At 37.7% G+C, this 23,163-nt stretch carries 20 protein-coding genes; 10 read left to right on the plus strand and 10 right to left on the minus strand.

The window, feature by feature from the left end:
• Positions 1 to 12: 12 nt before the first annotated feature.
• Positions 13 to 438 (plus strand): 8-oxo-dGTP diphosphatase MutT, encoded by a 426-nt coding sequence (gene mutT, locus R2Q80_RS07795; RefSeq protein WP_316799054.1) that lies wholly within the window; start codon positions 13 to 15, stop codon positions 436 to 438.
• A 37-nt stretch (positions 439 to 475) separates the two neighbouring features.
• Here the strand turns inward: mutT and R2Q80_RS07800 are convergent, their stop codons facing one another.
• The 3 genes from R2Q80_RS07800 to R2Q80_RS07810 form a co-directional block, all read right to left on the minus strand.
• The gene (locus R2Q80_RS07800; RefSeq protein WP_316799055.1) at positions 476 to 1,504 is read right to left on the minus strand and encodes an MrcB family domain-containing protein; all 1,029 of its coding nucleotides are present in this window, start codon (positions 1,502 to 1,504) and stop codon (positions 476 to 478) included.
• A 98-nt stretch (positions 1,505 to 1,602) separates the two neighbouring features.
• On the minus strand, positions 1,603 to 2,403 hold the full coding sequence (locus R2Q80_RS07805; RefSeq protein WP_316799056.1) for a hypothetical protein: 801 nt from the start codon (positions 2,401 to 2,403) through the stop codon (positions 1,603 to 1,605).
• Between the two features lie 94 nt (positions 2,404 to 2,497).
• On the minus strand, positions 2,498 to 2,779 hold the full coding sequence (locus R2Q80_RS07810; RefSeq protein ID WP_316799057.1) for a DUF3892 domain-containing protein: 282 nt from the start codon (positions 2,777 to 2,779) through the stop codon (positions 2,498 to 2,500).
• 212 nt (positions 2,780 to 2,991) lie between these two features.
• Between R2Q80_RS07810 and R2Q80_RS07815 the strand changes: the two genes are divergently transcribed.
• Positions 2,992 to 3,969, plus strand: coding sequence for a hypothetical protein (locus R2Q80_RS07815; RefSeq protein ID WP_316799058.1), 978 nt, complete (start codon positions 2,992 to 2,994; stop codon positions 3,967 to 3,969).
• A gap of 66 nt (positions 3,970 to 4,035) precedes the next feature.
• On the opposite strand, the gene R2Q80_RS07820 is transcribed toward R2Q80_RS07815, so the two are convergent.
• From R2Q80_RS07820 to R2Q80_RS07840, 5 genes are all read right to left on the minus strand, one after another.
• Positions 4,036 to 6,198: an HNH endonuclease gene (locus R2Q80_RS07820; RefSeq protein ID WP_316799059.1), complete on the minus strand. Its 2,163-nt coding sequence runs from the start codon at positions 6,196 to 6,198 to the stop codon at positions 4,036 to 4,038.
• Between the two features lie 103 nt (positions 6,199 to 6,301).
• Positions 6,302 to 8,260: a tetratricopeptide repeat protein gene (locus R2Q80_RS07825; protein WP_316799060.1), complete on the minus strand. Its 1,959-nt coding sequence runs from the start codon at positions 8,258 to 8,260 to the stop codon at positions 6,302 to 6,304.
• Positions 8,261 to 8,573: 313 nt separating this feature from the next.
• The gene (locus R2Q80_RS07830) at positions 8,574 to 10,280 is read right to left on the minus strand and encodes an AIPR family protein (protein ID WP_316799061.1); all 1,707 of its coding nucleotides are present in this window, start codon (positions 10,278 to 10,280) and stop codon (positions 8,574 to 8,576) included.
• Positions 10,281 to 10,841: 561 nt separating this feature from the next.
• Positions 10,842 to 11,099: a hypothetical protein gene (locus tag R2Q80_RS07835; RefSeq protein ID WP_316799062.1), complete on the minus strand. Its 258-nt coding sequence runs from the start codon at positions 11,097 to 11,099 to the stop codon at positions 10,842 to 10,844.
• A gap of 791 nt (positions 11,100 to 11,890) precedes the next feature.
• A complete protein-coding gene (locus R2Q80_RS07840) occupies positions 11,891 to 12,190 on the minus strand; it encodes an XRE family transcriptional regulator (protein WP_316799063.1) in 300 nt (99 codons plus the stop codon).
• A 1,151-nt stretch (positions 12,191 to 13,341) separates the two neighbouring features.
• Between R2Q80_RS07840 and R2Q80_RS07845 the strand changes: the two genes are divergently transcribed.
• Genes R2Q80_RS07845 through R2Q80_RS07855 form a run of 3 tightly spaced genes read left to right on the plus strand, consistent with a single transcriptional unit; the run spans position 13,342 to position 18,322 of the window.
• Positions 13,342 to 16,374, plus strand: coding sequence for a SusC/RagA family TonB-linked outer membrane protein (locus tag R2Q80_RS07845; protein ID WP_316799064.1), 3,033 nt, complete (start codon positions 13,342 to 13,344; stop codon positions 16,372 to 16,374).
• Positions 16,375 to 16,376: 2 nt separating this feature from the next.
• On the plus strand, positions 16,377 to 17,744 hold the full coding sequence (locus R2Q80_RS07850; protein WP_316799065.1) for a RagB/SusD family nutrient uptake outer membrane protein: 1,368 nt from the start codon (positions 16,377 to 16,379) through the stop codon (positions 17,742 to 17,744).
• Between the two features lie 8 nt (positions 17,745 to 17,752).
• Positions 17,753 to 18,322: a TlpA disulfide reductase family protein gene (locus R2Q80_RS07855; RefSeq protein ID WP_316799066.1), complete on the plus strand. Its 570-nt coding sequence runs from the start codon at positions 17,753 to 17,755 to the stop codon at positions 18,320 to 18,322.
• Positions 18,323 to 18,364: 42 nt separating this feature from the next.
• Here R2Q80_RS07855 and R2Q80_RS07860 read toward each other — a convergent pair whose 3' ends face one another.
• Together R2Q80_RS07860 and R2Q80_RS07865 are read right to left on the minus strand one after the other, a co-directional pair.
• A complete protein-coding gene (locus R2Q80_RS07860) occupies positions 18,365 to 18,700 on the minus strand; it encodes a hypothetical protein (RefSeq protein ID WP_316799067.1) in 336 nt (111 codons plus the stop codon).
• A 118-nt stretch (positions 18,701 to 18,818) separates the two neighbouring features.
• Entirely contained in the window at positions 18,819 to 19,223 is a 405-nt protein-coding gene (locus R2Q80_RS07865; protein ID WP_316799068.1) for a MauE/DoxX family redox-associated membrane protein, read from the minus strand.
• Positions 19,224 to 20,223: 1,000 nt separating this feature from the next.
• Here R2Q80_RS07865 and R2Q80_RS07870 point away from each other — a divergent pair.
• The 5 genes from R2Q80_RS07870 (at position 20,224) to R2Q80_RS07890 (ending at position 22,962) form a co-directional block, all read left to right on the plus strand.
• Positions 20,224 to 20,868, plus strand: a complete 645-nt coding sequence (locus tag R2Q80_RS07870; RefSeq protein WP_316799069.1) for a DUF6266 family protein — start codon at positions 20,224 to 20,226, stop codon at positions 20,866 to 20,868.
• A 64-nt stretch (positions 20,869 to 20,932) separates the two neighbouring features.
• Entirely contained in the window at positions 20,933 to 21,571 is a 639-nt protein-coding gene (locus R2Q80_RS07875; protein ID WP_316799070.1) for a DUF6266 family protein, read from the plus strand.
• Between the two features lie 52 nt (positions 21,572 to 21,623).
• A complete protein-coding gene (locus tag R2Q80_RS07880) occupies positions 21,624 to 21,995 on the plus strand; it encodes a hypothetical protein (protein ID WP_316799071.1) in 372 nt (123 codons plus the stop codon).
• A 29-nt stretch (positions 21,996 to 22,024) separates the two neighbouring features.
• On the plus strand, positions 22,025 to 22,474 hold the full coding sequence (locus tag R2Q80_RS07885; RefSeq protein ID WP_316799072.1) for a peptidoglycan-binding protein: 450 nt from the start codon (positions 22,025 to 22,027) through the stop codon (positions 22,472 to 22,474).
• The gene (locus R2Q80_RS07890; protein WP_316799073.1) at positions 22,471 to 22,962 is read left to right on the plus strand and encodes a hypothetical protein; all 492 of its coding nucleotides are present in this window, start codon (positions 22,471 to 22,473) and stop codon (positions 22,960 to 22,962) included. The genes R2Q80_RS07885 and R2Q80_RS07890 overlap by 4 nt, the downstream gene beginning before the upstream one ends.
• The last annotated feature ends 201 nt before the right edge of the window (positions 22,963 to 23,163 follow it).

The following is a 23,163-nucleotide window of genomic DNA, read 5'->3' on the forward strand; positions in this document are numbered from 1 at the left end:
CTACGATTACCAATGCCAAACGAAAACCAATCCTTAACAAACAAAAGTATCCAAGTTACCTGCGCCATCATCGAAGATAGCTCCGGAAATGTCCTCGTTACTCAAAGAAGCGCTGCGATGTCTTTACCACACAAATGGGAGTTCCCCGGCGGTAAAATTGAAACAGGTGAAACTGAGGAAGAATCTATTGTTAGAGAAATTGGGGAAGAATTAAACATTGAAATTAGCATTATCCGAAAATTAGAAAGCGTTACCCATGCCTATCCCAGCTTCACTATACAGTTAATCCCTTTTATTTGCGGCCTTAAAAATGGGGAAATAAACCTTACTGAACATCAAGCCTTCAATTGGCTAAATCCAAATGACTTATTATCATTGAATTTAGCTGATGCCGATATTCCGGTGGTTGAACAGTATTTGGTTACGCGAAGTGAATAGCTTCCATTGATGGAAAATAGGAAAGATTTTAATCTACCTAGCCTAAAAACTTAAATGCTGCTCTATGATAGGCTAAGTACTCCTGTTGTTTTTTATTAAAGCTGCCAACATTTGCCACCTTCAAATTCCAACTTTCAAATACTTCTTTAGCCTCGTCTTTAATAAGAACATTACCATCATTACTGAAACTGATAAACCCCTTATCAAAGAGCTTGTCAACATGCGGACTCAAAAGTAAGCCATTATTGCCATCTAGTTTCTCTTGATCATTTGATTTACACCAGGGTTTAATATGGCTAGCAATTAAAAATGTTAGTTCCGAAATGCCCGTTAACCTGCATTTTTTTTCAATGTTTACTACGCCTTTCCTAAAGTCTCCCTGGCCCAACCGAGCTTTAATTAACCTTTTTTTCTCGGTCTCTGTTCTATTGGAATTTCTTATTTTTTCTTCCTCCTGCTTTTCCCCTTCAGTTACGGAGGATACACTGTTACTTTCTACAAGTTTTGTATATATTGAAAGCATTGCTTTTAAATCGCTAATCATTTCCTCTTCAGTGGGTAAGGTAGCAAGCGTATAAAATTTAGAAATGATATTGCCGGCTTCATAATCACCCGGGAGTGAAGTTTTCGTTGAGCTCTTCTGTTTTAGATCAATCTCTTTTGGGGTAAATAGGGTGGAGGCATAATCTATTTGCGATCTAAATGCCTCCGCTCTGCTTTTCAAGACACTTCTATAGCCTTTCTTTTCCGTCTGGCTAACAGAAGTTACACCCTGGTTCAATGTTAGGTAAAAACCCGACATATCTTCTCTAAAGATATAGACTGGATAATAACCTTTTTGAGTAGTTGTTGTAACTAACACATCAAGAATAGCCACCCAGGGACAAGCTACCCAACGGCCGTTACCAGCTGATCCGCTAAATATATATTTTTCTGCTTCTGGTGTTACGAGTTCTATGGCTTGTGGAAAGGCTGACCGCAGAGTATTTGCAATAGGATGTTTAGTAAAATTTTCTTCAGACGCAGCATCATAGTTCTGAAGAACTTCAATAAAATAGGAACGCATAAAAATGGGGATGAGGGATGATTATAGGGTTTGGATTATTTATTCAAAATTGTTTAATTTAATGGGTTTAAAATTCAGATTCTATGTTACTGTTTTAGCTAATACTTTGCTAAATCCCACACTCCTTTAACTCGGTTCCAGTATATTTTATATCGGTCATCTGGTGAGATTTTATAATTTACATATTTATTTAAACCTGTTAATATTCTGAAGAAAGCTTCTGTTTGATCAAATGTTGGAGAAATTTTATAGCTATCTCTTAAAGTAACTGGTGCCCAATTCTTTCCATCTAAACTAAGCGAAAATTTAACTTCTCGACCAGTTTCATTGATAATGTTATACGTGTACTGATATGTGCTTTTCAAGGTCGTATCGACAACAGCAACTACTTCGAGCCTTACCTCTAAGCCTTGTGTTAGGTTGTTATTTCTAAATCCAAAATAAATCTTTCGCGAAAGACATTCATCAGTTGAGAAGCAGCTGCTGCTTCGCCCTAACAGACTTTTACAGGCGCTCCAATCCTTAGATTTGGCGTAGAAATTTTCTGCATCTACAACATTGTTAAAAATAAATGCATCCACGGCATAGTTGTCGTTATTTTTTACTGCCAAGTTGGCGAAAGAGGTAGTTAATGCTACAGTTGACCCACCCATTTCATTTAACAATTTCAACAGTGAGCTGTTTATACCCGCTGCGCCCTTTGGCTGTACCGAAATGCGGTATATATAACTTTTGGTTTTCTCGGGTAAAATTACCTCTGCCTTATTGTAGGCGTTACCATTTAGCGCATAAACGGAATTGATAATTAATGATTCATCTGTAACAGGCACTAGCTGCTGCGCATTTACAAGTACTGAAAAAGCTAAAAGAGATGATAAAAATAAAAGAAGTGTTTTCAATGAATAAGAGCGTAAATGATAAAGTTCAAGTTAAATATATTAAACTTTTTTGATACTAAGTTTTAAATACTCGCCATTAAAGGCGAGTATTTTTTTACGGACACTCAGGTAAGCTTAATAGATTATCTGGTGTATCATTATCTGCCTCAGTTTTTAAATACTTTCTACCAGACCGAGTAGCGACGATAACCTTTCTCACATGTCCATTTACATAGGTGTAAAATGCATATGTTCCGTTTTCAATACCTGTAATTCCGTCATTCAAGGTAAGTTTCCATCGCTGATTATTATGGATACCACCTACATGAGTAATACGTTCATACGCATTATAGCGATCATCCTTATTGATGCAAGAAATTTGAACACTAGTTGCCATAATTCAATATTATCATTCTTCGCATTGTACGAATCCACGGGATCTTAATCAATTAATTGGCAAAATATCTTCACCCCTTAATATTTACCGAATCCAAGGTAAAGAGCTAATTTTTTCCATGGTTACGGAAAACCGTAACGTTGGCTCCTATATCACATATAATTTTGATACAATTTTCAGATCCAGTGAATCATTAACTATCAAAATAAATCATGCCAACAATAAATAGCTTTATACGCTCTGCAAATGCTTCCTATAAACGGGCTGCTCGTGCTAATGCTCGCCAAGAAAGAGAACGAGCGAAACAGCATCAGCAATTATTAAAAGAACAGTTAAAGAGTGATAACATTAGTGCTGTAAAAACATATAATGAATATGTGAATATGTTGGTTTCCATACACAAAAGCTGTGCTCAGATAATCAATTGGAATAATCTATCATGCGAGCCTGAGCCTACAAAACCAAAAAAAACAAAAAAGTATGAGGAGTTAGCAGCTGTTACGCTTCATTTATATAAACCCTCTCTTTTAGATAAATTATTTGGTGCTGAAAGTAAAAAGAGAACCAAGCTTAAAAATGCCATTGAACATGCCATTCAAAAAGATCTGTCAATATTTAATAATGCAGTTAGTGAGTACAATAATGAATTTGCAGATTGGAAAATTGTTAAACAAATCGCATCTGGAGTGCTTGCTAAAGAAGTAACAGCATATAAAGATGCGATCGATTATTTTGCTCCATTTACAAATATCATTCAATTAGGTTCTCAAGTAAACTTCGTAATAAATCAACACGGTTTAACTATTAATCTATCAGTAAGCTCTAGTGAAATTGTTCCTGATTACGTGCTCGCAATAACAACAACAGGAAAGCTATCGAATAAAAAAATGACCAATTCAAAATTTAACGAGCTTTATCAAGATTATGTTTGTAGCGCAGCCATCAGGGCTGCCCGCGAGATATTTGCATTGCTACCTATTGAATGTGTTTATGTAAATACTATCTCTGACCTACTCGATTCATCCACAGGACGCATTAAGCCACAACCCATATTATCATGCAAGTTTATCCGCGATAACTTATCACGTCTTAATTTCGATCAAATTGATTGTTCTGATGCCATGCGAAATATTTTACATAATATGAAATTTTCTAAGAATACCGGGTTTGCCGTGATTGATGTATTATAAATTTACTTTGATAATAATTAAATCGCTTTTTTGCAAGAAAATGCATGTTATTGGATATCGAGTATACTAATCGAATTCCTGTAAGATAATTAATTCCCTACGACCATTTATGATAAATTCTATATGATAGTTATCTCTAAATAGATATTCCACTTCTCCATGATCAAATTCTTTATGATGATTGGGGCATAAAAGAATAATATTCTCAATTTGCTCCGTTCCTCCTTTATGTTTAGGAGTGATATGGGCTGCTTCTATATAAAAACCGCCAGTCTTCTTTAAGATTCTGTAGCCGCATATTTGGCATTTGAAATGTCGTAAAATTTTAATAAAGGCAATTGCAACCACTGATCTTTTATAAACCTTTTGATTAATCGTCACATGCTCATGTTCCAATTTGCGAAGTTTTTTTAACTCCAACGATAACTCTTCCTTTGTAAATTTTAAAATAGTTTTCTTCAATTCCTCTTCTAAAACTACATCGTTTTCTGATTGCCGTATAAATTTAAATTCTAAATTGGAGTCCTCCGGAACCTGATGATTTAACTTTTTAACAATAAGTCTATCTTGTAGATCTAAAATTATATACTTGTTAGCGATTTTTTTTTCGAGAAGAGCTTTTATCTGTACTTCTGAAAAACCGTCTTTGACAAATGATGCAACAACATCATTATAGTTCCATCCTGTGTAGCGGCTTAAAGCACGTTGAGTAAAGTAAGATCCTGGCACGCCAAGAATTTTGGGAGATGAATTACCATTTTTAGTTAACCAAAAAAAGTTGGCTTTACCACTAAATAAGTTGTGAGGCTCATTCCTCAGGCTAGTCATAATACTTTTTTCATTAGTGTCTGGTCTAAATTTCAGAACATACTCAGCAATAACAGATATGTGCTGAGGCTCATTGTTTTTTTCCAAAAATTCACTAACCATTTTTCGAATAGAGCCGCCTTTGATATTACTGTTACTGTTTTGCCAGGTCAATAGCCCATAACACGAAGTCCTATTGAAACTAATAAAGGTTTCCCGTTTATTAATAATTGATGATTGGAGAGAGTTTTCGGTGAAAGCAACATTAGGATATTTCTTTCTGACAAAACTTAGAATTTCATTAATATGATGCCCTTTTGATTTAGGTCCAAGATGAAGCAGAGCTTCATAGCCATATTCCCAAACATATTTTTCATCAGTTTTTTTTAAAACGATCTCATTTTCATTTGCGGAGGTGATATCAAGCTCATGTAACAATAAATATTTGCATACACCCACGATTCCTGAATCACTTTCTAAATGCAATTTGTTGTAAAAACCAAACATAAGATTACTCAACGATGTCAGCTCAGTACCTTTTCTATGAATTACATTTTTTTTATCGTAGGTTTCAGAAACAAAGTCTACGAAGCGAAAATCATCACCAACGTGTTTTTTGATCAAATAAGATTTGTTCCATTCCCCAGTTAATGCGCGATGTTCATCATACAATAAAGTATGCGTTTTACTCATCAAAGCAAAAATTTTATGTATGAAATGTAAAGTGTAATTTGTTAGATCATTGCTATTTACCTTTTTTAATTCTTCTGGACTTATTTCAAATATATTGCCTTTAATGTCGATATCATAAGGATTCCTATGAAAATCTAATTCTCTTACAAACGAAAAATCTTTGTCAAAGAATTTAATATGTCTATCTTTTAATTGCCTTGCTCTTTCATCAGTACGTTTTATTCTTACAGCCAACTCCTTTAAGTTGAGACGATGGGAGCCTTTTCGATAATCAAAGAAATGTGAGTGGTATTCTTCCTGGAAGCTCTTATCTGAAATGAACTTTAAGGAAACGAGTAACTCTATTATTTTGAAAATAGGAAAGTATTTGCCTTGATGCTCCTTCAGTGCCTCCTCTATTATATTATCTGCTGATGGAAAGAGGTATTTTAATAGGGTTAGATTATATAGAAAGTTAATGGATTCTGATCGAGAAGAATTGACTATCTGCTCAAACTCTTTAATTTTTTTTTCAAAATCGAGATATTCCTTTAAACCACTAACACCGATTGATGGTAATTTTATAAAATCAAAGTCCTCTTTATTTGTAATCAAGAGATAGACTGCGTAGTCAATTTCATCTCCCAAAAGCTTGGAAATACCTTTTTTTAACTTATTTGAGGCTTTCTTCAATAAATATTTGAAATAAAGATTAAGCAGATTAGCCTTTTCAGAATTTGTTTCAACCATTATAATAAATTATTTTCATATGCTAATTTCATTTTCGAGAAAACGACTTAGATTGTAATTTTTATGGTATCCTTATACCCGACTTTAATTTTTAATACATCATCTAATTAAATGGATGATCATTTATAAAACATTGTATATTCATTCCTAGAAGAGTGACGCGATCTTTGAAAAGGTCAAAATTTGATGTTTTAGGCCCCCAATACACGTTTTTTAAATACGATACGCTATCATTGTGAAATGATAGATAATTTACATACATACGGCTATTATCATCAGTCACGGTTATACGAGAATTATTGATTAGTGGCTCTACTTGAATTACCCTGCATTCTTGCTCCTCTTTAAAATCATAATGCTTGATTAGGTATCGTAGATGGATTAATAGTAACGGAATGATCTTAAAAATTTCATTTTTTTTATCAAAATCATTCTCTATTCTATCGTAAGCATTATGTATCTCGGAATTTAGCAAATCCAATGCTTCTTCAACCTTATGTTTTTGCTCATCAATAAATTGTAAGTACTTATTAGCTTTTTTATCCATATCTTTTTTATCAGCACTCAGATCTTCTCTATAGAAAGTACAAGCTTCTTTATGCCCTAAAGATATCACCCGCCTGGAAATAGGGTCTATATATACACAACGAAATAAAGGTTGCTTAGTTAAGGGTTTTAACCATTTGTTCGCACTTACTAAACCATGATTGATATTTGCATCTTCACCAAAATATTTAAACGATAAAATAAGACTTACACCAGAGCCTTCAATATTGTTATTTTTCCCATAAAGCCGAAATTGATTTAAACTGTCAGGGTTAAAAGTAAAACTTCCAACAAATGCCTGATAAATACTAGGGGGAAACGATCCTGTAAAACCTAAAAAATTCAAAAGCGGGTATCCTTCCTTAGGATCGTTTGCTGTAGTTACTGAATGTAATCTGAAGGATGAGTTTTTGAAAATTAAGGCATTCGCTGTATCTTGTGTAGTATAATGTGCAAAATGAAATTCTTCTTCCTCTGAAGCATTTAATAACGCAACAATTTCCAATGACATTCGGTAAATTGTTAAGTAATCTTCATTATCAACTTTGCAATTACGTGTAGTTTCTGCGTAAAAAATATCCATATTAATCATTCCGCGAATGATTTGATCTTTTTCATTTTTTAATAGAGCCGCTTCCATGGAGTTTAAAGCTATAATAATATCTATTGCAGATCGGTTTGCCCGTGACAGGAAGTAGCCTACATCGTTAAAATCTCCCCTAGATTTATCACCAGATTTTATGAGAGCAATTAATAGATCACCCTTATTCAACCAAAATTCTGGGATATCTGAATCTTTCGAGATTGCTAGTTCTATAAAATTCCACGCAGTAGTGAGGTCAGATTGATTTTGATATAAAACAGACAGGTTGTTATATGGGTAAGCATTAGAAGGGTCTAGTGTAATTGATCTATTTAGTGTGCTTATAGCCTTTTCAATGCGTTTATTTAGAAAATAAGCATATCCCAAATTATTATAATACATACTGGTATAACTATTGATTCCAATCAGAAATTCAAATGTTTTTATTGCTTCATTGTATTCCTTACTGTTTGTATACAACAACCCTTTTGTATTCAAGGCATTTTCACTTTTATCATTTATACTCAAAGCCTTACCTACGTAGAGAGCAGCTTTGTCATATTCTTCATTGCTATATAAATAATGTGCCATTTGAGAAAAACTAGTTTCAGTTCCCTCAAGTACTTCAGCTTTCTTAAAACAATTGTTAGCATCCTCAATTTCTTTTCTCAAAAGAAAATACGAACCGAGAGACGTCCAGCTTTCTGCGTTACAATCATCTATCTTTAAAGCAGCTTCAAAGTAAATCCTAGCCTGATCTTGTTTCTTGAGTTTGAATAAGCACCATGCCTTAGATCTTAAAGCACTTATGTTATTTGGGAAGTTTTCCAATACTTTATCAAAGCATTTAAGTGCTCCCTCAATTTCACCTAATTTAAATAGATTTTCACCATCTTGAATCAATTTGTTAGTGTCATTCAGTTTTTTAGCCATAATTTATAATAAGCAGAAGCCCGATTCATACATCATTATAGATCTTATTGTATAATGTTTTTCAAAAAAAATTGTGTTTTTCAGCAGCAAGCCCAGCTTACTTCATAAATGATATTTGAGACATATAAGGCAAAGAAGTAGCAAGATTTGCTTTGAAATTAAGAATCACATTGATAAGGCTTTATTTTTGCTGAGGTTTAGATAACTAGGTCGAAATACCTTCTACTCCGAAATGCTTTACCCACAAAGTAATATTTTTCTAAATTTCATTTACTACCAAAAACTCGAATTCTGTCAAGCGTAAACTTCATCTTTACTTTTTTATATGTTCAATTAGGTTCTTGGTTTTACCAACTAATTTAAGATCTTGCTTCTCCTCAATATCAAAATCCGCGTTATCAATTATATCAATACATTTTTTAAACAACTTCAAAGATTTTGTATCGTCTTTCAAAATTTCTATCAACTGATTACAATATCTATCCATTTTTCTGCTATTAAATGGTGGAAGGGGGTCAGTATTTCCGAGTATTCTGAAAAGCATAAGCAAATGAAACCTAACTTTTTTGTAATTTTTGTCTAAAAGATTTTTTCTAAAATGAGATTCGAGTTTGTAATAGGCTAGGCCACTAACGAAATAAGGAGAGTAAACATGGTCTTCCTTAAAAATTTGGGCCTTCTTTTCGTTTAACCTTCTAACTATTAAGCCAAAGAAACTGGTAACATTATGAGGCTCATCCAAAAACATAGCCGCAAATGATTTAATTTGAAGTGGGACTGTAATGATTTTAGCTTTTATAACTGAATTATCCGAATTATATTGCTTCGCTCGACGTTCATAATAAAGCCGCTCATCTCCAGTAAAAGAATTATAATATTGCTCAAGACTTCTTTGAAAAGCTGTTAAAGCCGCTAGCTGCTCTTTTTTAATGGGCGTTTGATTATTAGTTGCTAAGGTAATACGAGTCTTTACTTCATCGTCGGTTGTTGCAATCAATTTTATTGGAATATGCACCTTCCTTATATTCGGTCCCTTTTTATTATTATAAAGCACATTACTTGTCTGACACCCATTAACGATTTGATAATCATTAATGGTAAACTGATCTCCTGTAGGGGAAATTGAACTTGCAACAATTGTAACTCCATTATTTAAAACACTGAATATCTCAGAATCATCGTTATTTAAAGTATTAGCAATTCCACCATTTACATCATTATTCTCACCTTGAAAATCCCTAACATTATCTTCAAATACATTAAATAAATTACCTTCTTTATCAGACACAATTTTTTCGAACTCGTCAAATGATAGAAACCCTATATACGCCTGAGATATACCATTAATTTTTGGTAGTGTAATTCTATTCGTAAAAGTAATCGTAGTGCTTATTGATTCTTTAGTTTTACGATAGGCATTTGCAAGTTCACGAGCTCCAAATGGATGGAACTGTATATTATCAAATAAATTGGTTTGTTCTAAATTATTTACGCCACTATCTATAATTCCCTTAATATTTGAATCATCCGACCACTTACCCGTTGTTACGTAATAAAGTTTTAAATTAGGGTTTTCTTTTAGGTGAGGGGCTTTACTATATATAAAATTAGATATTTCAGCAAATTTTATAATATCGAAGTTCCGTACTAATTTAGGTTGTTGAGAAAAAAAATCTAAGACACCAAAAAGAAACGTGTTTATATCTGAACCATCAAACGATGCACTAGTTTTCGATTGAATAAAGATATAGTTAACCTCCAAAAAACTGTTTCTATCTAACAAATCTTGAACTTCTTCAATACTTTCTACAAGCTGACCATTGACGATAATTGCTATTCCATCAATGCCAGTATCATTTCCATCTCCAACTGTTAAAGTTTCAATCTCGAAAGTTTTATTGTACTCATTTGATATAATTGAATAATTTGATAATCTTTCAAAATCTTTTGACTCTCCCTCAGAAATTAATTCCTGATTAAGTATCAGCTCAGATATTAAACTTTCTGTAATTCTATCCATAGTATATTATTACGCTTATTTGTGATGTAGCTTAGGCATATTTCATTAAAAACCTATTATCTCCTCAAAGTTCTTATTCGAAATTCTAATCAGTAATAATAAGTTATAAATACTTTTTTACGGTTGAATAAATAGTAAGAAACATTTTGCCTCGTTAAAACGATAAGGAACGGGATCTAGTTTATTCTGGTTTTGAGAGCAATTTAATAGAAAATGATGGATACTGAAATACTTAATAATCAGTATTTATATTAACAGATCAATGCAAATAGTCATTTAAAGTCGAAATATTAAGTTTTTACCCCTCAACCTAACCTTTACATTTTATAAAGCAGGCGATAATATTTAAGACATCAAGAAATATACTAAGATACAATATTCAGAAAAATTTGTTTTATGAATAGCAAAGATTGCTTTCTTCATAGATTTACGTAAGGGGAGATGAGCTAGAATTGTATTTTTTTAACAGACGAAATTATTTCTACTCAAAAAAGGCGGAGTTGATTTAGAGCTATTAAACATCTTATCGTTTAAGCAAAGGCCAAGCCCTTGCTTAAACCTTTAATACAAAGTATCCCCGTAAAACACGATCCCGATATCACATTCGTCACGATGATACCATACTTCAGTCACTTTTTGAATTAAATAAAGTTTATTATTTTCTAATTCCGGGATAACTTCATCCTCCTCGAAAATATAGAAAAGGCTCCCAAGTCCCGGGATTAATTGTAATTCTGTCAGCCATTTGCTAGTTTGCTTAAGGCATACGTAATCGTCAATAATAAAGACAAATGCTTTAATAACTAATTTTTTTCTCATTGAAATAAATTGAAAGTGAAACTTAAACCGTGTCACGCCATCGGATGAGAACTACATAAGGATTTTGGTTAAACTAATAATTTATGTACTAAATATTACATGCTATTTGCTCATATTCCGAAATCTTAGTATTTTGTGTTATGAAAAAATTAAGCACATTTTTTTTTCATCCCTAATCGTTACTGTTACTTACGCCTAGAAACAAATCTCAATGACGATTGCTATAGAAATATAGGGCAGAGGGTCACTATTTGTGATTCCGTATATGATATTAAGTCGTTATTAGATATTGATTTTATCAATCTGGGAGGAAAATTTCCTAAGGAAAAACTTACAGTAGTAATATTTCGCAGAGGCAGTGGCTTTTTGGAAATCAATCCGCCAACTATTTTTTTGAAAAAAAGAGTTTGTGTTAAGGGCATAGTAACACTTTATAAAAATAATCCTCAGATCGTTATAAGGTCAATCAAGCAAATTCAAGTAAATTAGATTTTTTCTACAAGAGGAAGATCACCCTAGATCGGCAGGCGAATGTTGCCTGTCGATTTCTCCCGTTTCCTTTCAATAAGAAAATTTAGCAAGTCTAGTAATATTATAATGAGTCTATTTTTATTAACTTGTAATATTCAGGTTTTGGCCCTTTAGTTGCATTCTCATCATCTTTCTTCCTATTTTTATTACGGTGCCTTCAAAACTGGTAGCTAAACGTTTGTTAATTTCACTAATCGTATATGTTGTGCCAAATTTATTTGTGAAAGAAAAACAGGTCAAAAGCGCATGTTTTAATTGCGCTACATTTTTTCTCCTTTGTCTTCTTTTGGTATTGGTCGAATCTCAATGACCTTTTCATCAAACTGTTTACTTTCTTTACCATCTTTATTTAACTTCGGAATCTTTTCGTAGACAATCTCAATCAGATCGTGTTTTACACTTATGCCCTCAAAAATGTCTTTGATATCCTCAAGTTTTAAAGCGTCTTTAATTAACCATAGATGCCGGACGCTATATTTTTCTGGCTGACCAAGTGCTTCAACCTTGCCAACAAAACTTTTGCTGAGTTTCATATCAACACTTAAACTTCTTTGTGACATATTACGGTCTATACGGAGTTGTTTAACCCGAAGAATAACTAAATAATCGAGCTCAGAGATAGGTTCAGAAATATATTGCATAAAATATGCTCCGTCTATTTGGAGCGTTCGTTTTTTTCACTATATTTGTTATCAGATAATTATAGCGACAAATAGAAGCGCGATAAGTCTCGCTTTTTACGATGTCACTCATGAAACGAAACCGTCAAACTTCGCATGAGCCGATCGTGAGTTCGCTTTCTATTGGATATTTATATCTTTGATATATTATTCAATAGGGCGAATTTCATGTCAGTCTTTTGCGAGGCTCAAGCTTGCGCTTGAGTGGTCCTGACGGTACCAGTTTCAAAAGCATTGAAGTTCGCCCTATTGGTTTTCCACCAATCCGGTTCCCTTTCTGCTTAATGAGTACCCATCGTTTTTACATAACCAAATACACCATGTAATGAAAACGAAAAAATTACGCTTTTTTGAGCTGTTTTATTTCCCTTGAATGGAAGCATTTGATCATTCCCCTTATTTGTTTAAGAACTTTACCAGTTCCACATCCCGATGCTTGTTAGAAATTCCAGGTAGAAAAATTGCCCTAAATGAAGAAGGCATGAATGCGGAAACGCAAACAGCTGCCTGATTGAGGGGTTAATTTTCGAACTGGTACTAAGCCCCTATGTTGATTAGGCATAAGGTGCATTGCTAGGGTTGTGTCGTAACGCCAAGGTAAGCAACTTTTTACTAATTACCATAACGGTTTTCCGGAAATAGCCCGGAAAACCATGGCTTAGTAATATTTTTTTGATTTTGGTCAACAAAAGCAAGATATCGCAAGAGAGGGCGATGTATGATTCCTGAGCGGCCTGCTGCATCACGAGGAGCGCGTGGTGCCAGGGCAGCCAGGTTTTAAAGGTTCTTTTGTGGTGAACTAAAATTTATATGGTTCATTGAAAATAAACCAAACTAACTATATTATGAAACATCGTTCATTTTACCACTTCAACAGGCTTCACGCAATGAAACCGCGACAGCCAGAGTAATTGTAAATGACAGGCTGCACGACAAATAATGGTTCTTTAATTCTTGCAGCCTGCTTTTCAACCTGTTCCAGTTTATCCGGAACTCACGAAAATTCTCTAAACTTTTACACAAATACTAACATGCAAAAAAATATACTATTTGCTGTACTGGTATTGCTATGCCTAAACTTTTCGGTTAATGGACAGGCTATCATCAGTATTAAGGGGCGGGTAATGAATCACATCGGTAAGCCGCTGGCACGTGCCTCTATAAAAACAAAATCAGCTGCAGCAAGCAGCACCAATGATGCGGGTGAATTTAAAATGCAAGTAACGGAAAGCATAGGCACACTATCGATTAGTTACACAGGGTACAAAACAATTATAATCAATTACTCCGCCGCCAACCGAAACAATCTGGAAATTATATTGGACGAAGAAACAGGCAATCTTGATGAAGTGCAGGTGATGGGTTACGGCCAGACTACAAGGCGTTTAAATACAGGCAATATTACAACCATAAAGGCCGCAGATATTGAGCAGCAACCAGTAACCAATCCACTGGCAGCGTTACAGGGGCGCGTACCCGGCTTAACGATTACCCAAACGAGTGGTGTTGCCGGATCATCGTTTAAGGTTTTGATTCGCGGGCAATCGGCACTGGATCTCAGTAAGTCACAAAATGATCCCTTATTTATTATTGATGGTGTACCTTTTGAACAGGGCAATACAGCTATCTCCCGTTTAAATTCGGCTGCAATGAATAGTGCCGGCGAAGGAGGATTAAGTCCCTTGAATACCATCAACCCTCAGGACATTGAAAGTATTGATGTGTTGAAAGATGCCGATGCAACCGCCATCTATGGGAGCCGGGGTGCCAATGGCGTGATACTGATTACAACAAAAAAAGCGAAGTACGGCAAAACCAACTTTGCTGTTAATAGTTATACAGGTTTCAGCCGGGTTGGCAGAACAATGAATATGCTGAATACCAGCCAGTATGTTGCCATGCGAAAGGAGGCCTTTAAAAATGATGGCATTACGCCTACCGCAGCCAATGCCCCTGATATTATGCTTTGGGACACCACACGCTATACTGATTTCAGAAAGCTGCTGATTGGCAATACGGCACACGATGCCCAGATGCAACTTACGGTTACCGGAGGCAATGAGCAAACCAATTTCCGTTTGGGTGGAAATTACCACAGGCAAACCGCTGTGTTTAGTAAAGATTTTGCTGATCAGGTGGCTTCTGTAAGTTTAAACGTTAACCACCGCAGTAACAATAACCGTTTTGCAGTTCAGTTTAGTGCGCAATTTGCCAATGACGAAAACAGGCTGCCAGGTAAAGACTTTAGCAGGTATCTCAATCTGCCACCTAATTTGCGCTTATACGACGAAGCGAGAAACCTGAGTTGGGCAGACAGTGGAGTAGTGTATAACACCCTCGGAAATGGGGATATAGTCAACCCGTTAGCACTGCTCAACGAAACCTTCAATGGCAATAACAGCAACCTGACAGGCAACCTGATTCTGAACTATATAATAGTGGAAGGATTAACCTTAAAAACGAACTTGGGATACAATGCTTTTTTCACTAAAGGTTCGTCACTGAAACCATCAACATCCATCGATCCTTATTTGATCAGCGATTATGGTGTTAGGGCGTCATCCGGGTTTTCATCCTCACAGTTGCAAAACTGGATCATTGAACCTCAGGCCGATTATAAGGTTTCGGTCAAATGGGGGAAATTAAGCGCAATGATTGGTTTAACGTTACAGTCTAAAAGCAGTGAGTCAGATTATCAAACCGGCAACAATTACAGTTCAGATTTATTGTTGAACAGCATCGCAGCCGCAGGGACGATCACGGCATCAAATGATGAATCTCTGTATCGTTATAGTGCATTATTTGGCAGGGTAAACTACAATTACATGGACCGTTACATCCTCAACATTAGTGGAAGGAGGGATGGTTCCAGCCGTTTTGGACCCGATAAGCAAATGGCCAATTTTGGAGCAGTAGGTTTGGCCTGGCTTTTTAGCAATGAAGATTTAATCAGGAATAATTTACCCTTTTTAAGCTCGGGAAAGCTTAGGGCAAGTTATGGTGTTACCGGCAACGATCAGATTGGTGATTATAAATATTTAAACTTGTGGAGCAACACTACAAGTACTTATAACGGGCTGGCAGGGCTACGCCCCAATACACTTTTTAATCCAGACTATAATTGGGAGCGCATCCGCAAGGCTGAAATAGGATTAGAGCTTGGTTTTCTAAATGACCGCATTTTATTGACTGCTGCATATTACCGCAACCGTTGCAGCAACCAGCTGATCAATTATACTTTGCCCAGTCAAACAGGCTTTTTTCAGGTTGTAAAAAACTTTCCGGGTCTGGTACAAAACGCTGGTTTAGAGTTTACACTCACAACTGTAAATTTGCGTAGCAATAAGTTTAAATGGACTTCAGCTTTCAACATTTCAGGCAATAGAAATAAACTGATCGATTTCCCAAACCTCTCATCATCGAGTTACAGCGGGTCTTACATTGAAGGTAAATCCTTAGGTGTAATCAGGGCACTGAAATACCTTGGGGTAAACCCGCAAACCGGCTTGTATACCTTTGAAGATTTAAATGGGGATGGTAGCTTAACCTCAGCTGACTATCAGGTTTTTGGCGACAAAGACGCGAGATTTAGTGGTGGACTACAGAATAATGTAAGTATAGGCAATATCGAGTTTTCTTTCTTCTTTCAATTTACGAGGCAAACCGGCTTAAATTATGTGAATCAATTATCGACCTCAACACCGGGTAAAATGTATAACCAACCCGAACTGGTGTTGGAGCACTGGCAAAACCCCGGTGATGATAGCCCGGTGCAAAGGTTAACAACAGCCGCCAATAGTACAGCGGGGCTGCTTGGTTACCTCCGGCTATCTGATGGTCTGTATACAGATGCTTCTTTCATCAAGTTGCGTAACATTAACTGCTCATGGTCATTACCCCAACGCTGGCTAAAACATTCGCCCTTGCAAGCGTGCAGGGTGTATGCACAGGCACAAAATGTACTTACCATCACTGGTTACAAAGGAAGTGACCCTGAAACGCAAAACTTCTATGTATTGCCTCCACTCAAAACATTTGTATTTGGACTTCAACTAAACTTATAACCATGAAAAATAAATTTTTACTTGCCATCCTGATCATTACTTTCAGCTCCTGTAAAAAGTTTGTAGAAGTAGATGCACCGACCACTCAGGCTGAGCTTAGCCGGGTTTTCGAAAGCGATCAAACGGCTATTGCTGCTGCTACAGGTTTGTATGCACAAATGATTGCCTCAGGGCTAACTTTTGCAAATGGAGGAATGACCATTTATCCCGGCCTTTCGGCAGATGAATTAGTCAATACATTATCAAGCACGGGAACCGATGCCTATAAAAACAATCAGTTATTATCTGATGATGCGACTGTACTCAGCACCTTCTGGAGCAATCCTTATAAAAACATCTATCATGCAAACGCCGTCATTGAGGGCTTACAAAATTCAACAGCCATCAGCACTAAGCTGAGAGATCGGTTGCTGGCAGAAATGCTCTACATAAGGGCTTTACACTATTTGTACATGATTAATTTATTCGGGAGCGTGCCTTACATTACCAGTACCGATTATGACCTCAACAGCAATTTATCCCGTACTGAGGTCCCGACGATTTATCCCCAGTTAATTGCTGATTTATTACAGGCAAAATCTTATCTCAATAACAACACTACTGAAACTAACCGGGTAAATAAAGAAACGGTTACCGGACTTTTGGCACGGGTATATTTGTACAATGAAGATTGGCAGAATGCAATAACGCAAGCGACAGAAGTAATTGCTTCAGGGAAATACAGTCTTGAACCACTGGCAAACGTTTTTCTTGCTACATCAAAAGAGTCATTGCTGTCTCTGGCACGACCAACTGCAAATGTATCAGAAGCCACTACCTTAATTCCATCATCCACCACTGTACGGCCCACGTATGCTATTCATAGCAATTTGTTAGTAGCTTTTGAGAATGGAGATAATAGAAAAACCAGCTGGTTAAAAAGTAATACCGTAAGCAGTGTGGTTTATTACTATGCAAACAAATACAAGGTGAGAAGTAGTACTACCGTGACTGAAAATTACATTGTACAACGGTTAGCTGAACTGTACCTGATTCGTGCTGAAGCTAAAACACAACTGGGTGATTTATCGGGGGCTATTACCGATGTTGATGTCATCAGGCAAAGGGCAGGATTATCATTAATCAAAAATACTAATCCTAATATCAGCAAAGAAGCATTGCTTAACGCGATTATGAAAGAGCGGCAAATTGAACTGTTTTGCGAATGGGGTCACCGTTGGTTCGATTTGAAAAGAACACAAAAAGTGAATAATCTCTTTTCAATATTAAAAGCGGCGACCTGGAAACCTTATGCCGCACTTTACCCTATCCCACTTGCTGAAATCAAAAAAAATCCAAACCTCACACAAAACGAAGGTTACACTAATTAAATACAGATATGAAAAAGTACACTTATTTATTAATTCTTGTGATGAGCACCCTTCAGCTCATGGCCCAGCAGAACGATAAAGAATATCCTGAAGTAGGCAAACCAATGCCCGATTTTAAATTTACAAACGTAAAATATGCCGATCAAAAGACCTTAACCAAAGCAAGTTTTGCAGGGAAATGGTTTGTGCTAGATGGCTGGAACCGGCATTGTTCTATATGTTTACACAAAATGCCAATCCTCAATCAAATGAAAGCAGTCTTTAAAGACAGTGTAAGATTCTTATTAGTTGGATACAACGGCTCATTGTATTCGAAAGCAGGAGATGACAAAGCCATTCGGGAACTCTTTGAGATGAACCGCAAAGAACAGGATCTGACACTGGCCATAGCTTATGATTCAGTGATGTTTCACCGTTTTAATATTGGCGCCTGTCCCTTCATGATTATTGTTGATCCAAAAGGAATAGTGAGGGCAGTTACCACTGGGTTCACCTCGGCCGATTTGAAGAACCTAATGAACAATAAGCCTGTAGTATCAAGAAAAGCATATCGGAGGGATGAAATTAGAACAAAATGATATAAAAATCCCGCAGAAAAGAAACTTCTGCGGGATCGCAGGCTACTCATTAGGTTTCTGGATTTTTGGAGTAGTTAAATCGTCGTTTGGAAAAACGGTTAACGGACTCGCAAAACCCCTTAAACAGTCTAATTCATCGCCCTCGTCGCAGGGAGAAACTACATTTTCCTGTTCCGCATTGGCATATACTGTAGTGCCGCTTTTGATATAACCATTAGGATGGTTGGTCATATCATCGTACGATACGCGGTACCAGTAAAGTGCCGCTCTGTTGTGTTTGCTTTCAGCAGGTTTAAATGCCGAACCAGCAAACACTAGCGCCAAACCGAAAGCAGCAGCCAACAGGCCTTTGCTTAGGTTTTTGATTGTATTGATCATAATTAAGGATGCTTTATTGCAATTGAAAAAGCAAGCGAAAAAGTTTAGTTAAAAAATATAAAACTTCTTTCTGTAACTAGGGAAGCAAAACCTGGTTTCACCAACCAATGTATGTTATTTATTCTCCGCTAACCTCCTTTCTCCAAAGTGAAAAGCCCAGTAAACTAAAAATTAAAAAAATGAAATTGAAAATCAGGTGCTCAGTCCACCCCAACTGAGAAAGTATGCCACCGCACGAGCAAGGGGTATCCTTAAAAAAGCCGGCAAGCACTAAGGTGATGTAACTGCTGAAACCCACAAGCAAAACAGCAGATAGAAAAAACCCTACCTTGATCGTAGCAGGAACGATGAGTAAACCGGCGGCCATAAGTTCAATGATCGGCAATGCCCAGGTAAGCACTGGAACTAAGCCTTCGGGTAAATGCTGTAAGCTTAGCTGATGCTCAAAAGTATGAACAACCATGAGTTTACTGCCCGCAGCGTAAACCCATAGCACAATCAGCAATCCGCTTAGGATATTCATAATAACTTGATCCGGTTTAACTACATTTTTCATGGTTATATTAATTTTCCCTGAAATTGAAAAGCTTCATCCCTGTGGCGGAACCACTCCGCTGGCTGGATCATAACCGTATCGGTACAGATTCAGGTCATCAGGACTTAGGGTATCAATCTCTGGTACTAAGTTCGGTAGGAAACCGCCCCATGCTGTTGGTGAAAACCCATGAAAATCACTTGAAAATCACAATGATCTTACTGTGAAATAATGGTGTATACCGTATTAAGCTTTATCATTATAAAACCCGAGGAAATAAGTGTATTCAATGTCCACGAAGCTGGCCATATCCTTCTTTGACATATAGTTTAGGTTTTTGCCAAAGTGCTTTTTAAACTCTGCCACACGTCGTTTTGCGTCGTATTCATCATGTAGCAAATGCCTGAAAGCAATCGATTCATCATAACTTTAAACTCAAGGCGCGGTAATAGTACCGATTTTTCATCCTCATTTTAGTCGTTTTATCCTCTTCAGGAAAGAACATTTTCTAATCTTTTTTTCAATTTTTGTTCGGGAGCGCTGGCCGGGTTGTTCGGGAGTTGTTCGGGAAACCCTTTACCCGGCTTCGACCAGTGTTCGGGAAGGCTTCGGGAAATGCCCCGGAAAAGTGGCACACAACTTCGGGAAAAGTTCGGCACAAGTTCGCCCCGTGTTCAGGTGGCACCAAAAGCCACGCGCAAACCCGCCCGAACTTTTCCCCCGTTTGGTAACCAGTTGTCTGGGAATTGAGTGATCCCTTCCCCGATCAGGCGCACATTTTTCTCACCTCTCAAATCTCGTGTCTCACTTCTCTTGTATCAGGTCTAATCTCTAAAATCTCACCTCGCGATACCTAAATTCAGTCCAAAACGGGTCAAATCAGTCCAAATCGGGTCAAAATTTTAACAGCCTCATTTCCAAGCCTATGTTTGTTTCGTGCTAGATGTACCGGCCGGCCATTTAGCCATTTAACTTAAAAATTAAGATTATGGGAATTATCAGAAAAGGGGCCCTGGGCGGCTTCTCCGGCAAGGCCGGAAGTATCATCGGCAGTAGCTGGAATGATTTGGATTACATCAAAGGCTTGTACAAAAAGAGTACGAAACCGGCCACAGAAAAGCAGATAGAGCAACGATTGAAGTTTGCCCTTGTGGTTGCTTTTTTATCGCCGATAAAAGATGTACTGAACATGGGCTACAAAGGCCAAACCAACAACAAAGCAACAGGCTATAACATGGGGGTACAGTTTGCCCTGGCGAATGCCATTACTGGAACATCGCCGGATTTTGCGCTGGACCATAGTATTTTGCAGATTAGTAAAGGAACGCTGTTGAGACCAATTGGTGTATCGGTAACCTCTACAGCGGCAGCAACGCTTACCGTGAGCTGGAACCCGCAGCTGAATGAGCTTAATGGGTTTACCGACGACAGGATGGTGTTGCTGGTGTACAACATGGCACAGGATTATTTCTCCATCAAATCCGATTTCGCCCTGAGGGGAGACGGTACTGCAGACTATGTGTTGCCCGCCGACTTTTCAGGCCAGGATGTGGAGGTGTATATCTTTTACATCGATCGCGATAACATCCGCAGGTCGAAAAGCACCTATGCCGGGCCAATTGTAGTGGCCTAAGCTAAATTAACCGGTGGGGCTTGTTCAGAGCCCCACTTTTTTAGAAAACATAAAAGAAAATATTATGGCATTTATGGGAAGAGGTCCGCTCGACGGATTTAGCGGTAAGCTTGGTAAAGTAGTAGGCAGCAACCGCAATGGAAAATTTTATTTGAAATCATTACCGTGCAAAAGCAATAGGCCGCCATCACCAAAGCAGCTGGAACAGCGCGAACGCATGAAGTTAGCGGCTCAGTTTGTAGGCGCTTTAAAAGAGGTGATTATGGTGGGATACCAATATGTTAAACCTAATCATCATCCGGTAAATAAAGCAACGAGTTACCACAGCAAAGAGGCAATTGCAGGTACCTGGCCGGAATTGAGTATAGATTATGCGAAAGTAAAGCTGAGCCATGGATCCCTGAATCCACCATCAACATGCAAGGTAAAAGCTGCAGGTGCAGGTACTATATTTTTAAGCTGGCCGGTATTAACAAATGCCTTCCACTGCGATGATGATGAACTGCTTGTGGTGGTGCTGGGAGATACCATCGACTGGCCTTGCTGGAAGTTCGACGTAGCCAAACGGACAGATGGTAGTGGTATTTTCACTTTGGATGAAAGTTATGTAGGTAAAGCCGTGCATGTATATGCTGCATATGTTTCGGCCAATGGCAAAAAGGTATCAAACAGCTGGTACCTGGGCCAGCACGAAATCACTTAATTGCGGCTGCGCTTTCAAAATTCACTCATTCATTAATTCAATCATTAACATTATGAAAACACTCATCATGGATCCGTTACTACGGATCAATAAAGTACACTATTATTGGGTTACAGGCATACTGCTGCTGATTTTAGCTTATCAGTTGGCACCGCTCTTCGCTGGCTTTTTCAATACCACTACAGCGGTACTTGATGCAGCGGTATGGCAGCTGTTGTTGTTCAGCATTCTGACTTTTCTGGCATTGCTTACCATCAGCTGGTATTTGCTTTGCGCCGCCTGGAGCACGCTGGGTTTACCCAACATTCATTTTATGGTTTTACAGTTTAAAGATTTATCATCATGGAAGCAATTAAGTTTTTACTATGCCTGCTTTGCGTTACTGTTTTTTGGAGCAGTGGCCTGTGTGGCAGCGATTTTCTAAACACCGGGCGAAGCGCCGGATATTCATCCTTGAGCAAACGCGAAGCCATCCTCCAGGTGGCTGAAAGTCAGCTCGGCGCCCGTGAAGCCACAGGCAAAAACGATGGCGTAGCCGTAGAAAGCTACCTGCATTACACCGGCAATAACAACGGCGATCCCTGGTGCGCTTCATTTGTGAGCTGGGTATACGGAAAAGCCGGCTACGAAACACCGCGCACAGCCTGGAGCCCGGGCTTGTTTCCTGTGAGCAAACGTGTATCTGTGCCGCAGCCTGCTGATGTTTTTGGGATTTACTTTGCCAGCCTGAAACGCATTGCCCATTGTGGCATCGTAAAAACGCAGCGTGGCTCGTGGATCATTACCATTGAAGGCAACACCAACACGGCAGGTAGCCGCGAAGGCGATGGGGTATACACCAAATACCGCCACATCCGCACCATTAAATATTTTGCCGATTGGCTGAAGGGAGGCGGGTTATGAGAAAGTTAGTATTGCTCGGGCTGGCGCTATGCGCCGCCTGCAGCGTGCTGCGTAAGGAAACTTTAACTAACGCCAAAAGCAATCAGCTGAACTTAAAAAGCGAAGTAACCGCAGCACAGCAATGGACTATATTAAGTCAGGATAGTAGCACCTCGGAACTTCAATGGCGTATATGGCCGAAAGGAGTGGTAAAGTATTCTGCTGATAGCGGCTTTGTTGGGGAGGTGGCGATGATGGAATTGTGGAAGAAAGAGCAAAGGAATACCGAAACGCTTAATACCGGGTCAGCTAATACCAGCACAAAAGTTCAGGTTGAACAGCGTAACAATGAAAAAAATACAGCGAAGAACAGCAACAAGATAACGGTGCTGGCCTGGTGGTGGTGGGTGATTGTTGTGGTGGGTTTATTGATAGGTTGGTTTGGGATAAGGTGGTTGAGGTTGGTTTTAGTAGACCCACCATCGCATATTGATAAAAAATGCTCTTAAAATTATATACATAACGAATCGGAGGTTTAATCGTCCTCAATCTCCAAATTATGTTTGATTTTGTCAGCCAAAATGAACGATGTGTCCTGGAAAAAGGTGCTTTGGTGTAATTGTCGTATTAGGCACTTGGATAATAGATAAATTGTCAGAAAATTCGTAAAAATAAAAACCCTCTTGATTCTCCTAAATCGATTAGTTAGG

Source organism: Pedobacter frigidisoli, from assembly GCF_032678525.1.
Taxonomy (GTDB): Bacteria; Bacteroidota; Bacteroidia; order Sphingobacteriales; family Sphingobacteriaceae; genus Pedobacter; species Pedobacter frigidisoli_A.

Bases quoted from the DNA above. Each gene is read 5' to 3' on its own strand.
- R2Q80_RS07875 (WP_316799070.1), top strand. From the start codon at position 20,933: ATGGCATTTATGGGAAGAGGTCCGCTCGACGGATTTAGCGGTAAGCTT.
- R2Q80_RS07830 (WP_316799061.1), bottom strand. From the start codon at position 10,280: ATGGATAGAATTACAGAAAGTTTAATATCTGAGCTGATACTTAATCAG.
- mutT (WP_316799054.1), top strand. From the start codon at position 13: ATGCCAAACGAAAACCAATCCTTAACAAACAAAAGTATCCAAGTTACC.
- R2Q80_RS07890 (WP_316799073.1), top strand. From the start codon at position 22,471: ATGAGAAAGTTAGTATTGCTCGGGCTGGCGCTATGCGCCGCCTGCAGC.
- R2Q80_RS07815 (WP_316799058.1), top strand. From the start codon at position 2,992: ATGCCAACAATAAATAGCTTTATACGCTCTGCAAATGCTTCCTATAAA.
- R2Q80_RS07845 (WP_316799064.1), top strand. From the start codon at position 13,342: ATGCAAAAAAATATACTATTTGCTGTACTGGTATTGCTATGCCTAAAC.
- R2Q80_RS07820 (WP_316799059.1), bottom strand. From the start codon at position 6,198: ATGGTTGAAACAAATTCTGAAAAGGCTAATCTGCTTAATCTTTATTTC.
- R2Q80_RS07825 (WP_316799060.1), bottom strand. From the start codon at position 8,260: ATGGCTAAAAAACTGAATGACACTAACAAATTGATTCAAGATGGTGAA.
- R2Q80_RS07850 (WP_316799065.1), top strand. From the start codon at position 16,377: ATGAAAAATAAATTTTTACTTGCCATCCTGATCATTACTTTCAGCTCC.
- R2Q80_RS07810 (WP_316799057.1), bottom strand. From the start codon at position 2,779: ATGGCAACTAGTGTTCAAATTTCTTGCATCAATAAGGATGATCGCTAT.
- R2Q80_RS07840 (WP_316799063.1), bottom strand. From the start codon at position 12,190: ATGTCACAAAGAAGTTTAAGTGTTGATATGAAACTCAGCAAAAGTTTT.
- R2Q80_RS07860 (WP_316799067.1), bottom strand. From the start codon at position 18,700: ATGATCAATACAATCAAAAACCTAAGCAAAGGCCTGTTGGCTGCTGCT.
- R2Q80_RS07855 (WP_316799066.1), top strand. From the start codon at position 17,753: ATGAAAAAGTACACTTATTTATTAATTCTTGTGATGAGCACCCTTCAG.
- R2Q80_RS07835 (WP_316799062.1), bottom strand. From the start codon at position 11,099: ATGAGAAAAAAATTAGTTATTAAAGCATTTGTCTTTATTATTGACGAT.
- R2Q80_RS07870 (WP_316799069.1), top strand. From the start codon at position 20,224: ATGGGAATTATCAGAAAAGGGGCCCTGGGCGGCTTCTCCGGCAAGGCC.
- R2Q80_RS07880 (WP_316799071.1), top strand. From the start codon at position 21,624: ATGAAAACACTCATCATGGATCCGTTACTACGGATCAATAAAGTACAC.
- R2Q80_RS07800 (WP_316799055.1), bottom strand. From the start codon at position 1,504: ATGCGTTCCTATTTTATTGAAGTTCTTCAGAACTATGATGCTGCGTCT.
- R2Q80_RS07865 (WP_316799068.1), bottom strand. From the start codon at position 19,223: ATGAATATCCTAAGCGGATTGCTGATTGTGCTATGGGTTTACGCTGCG.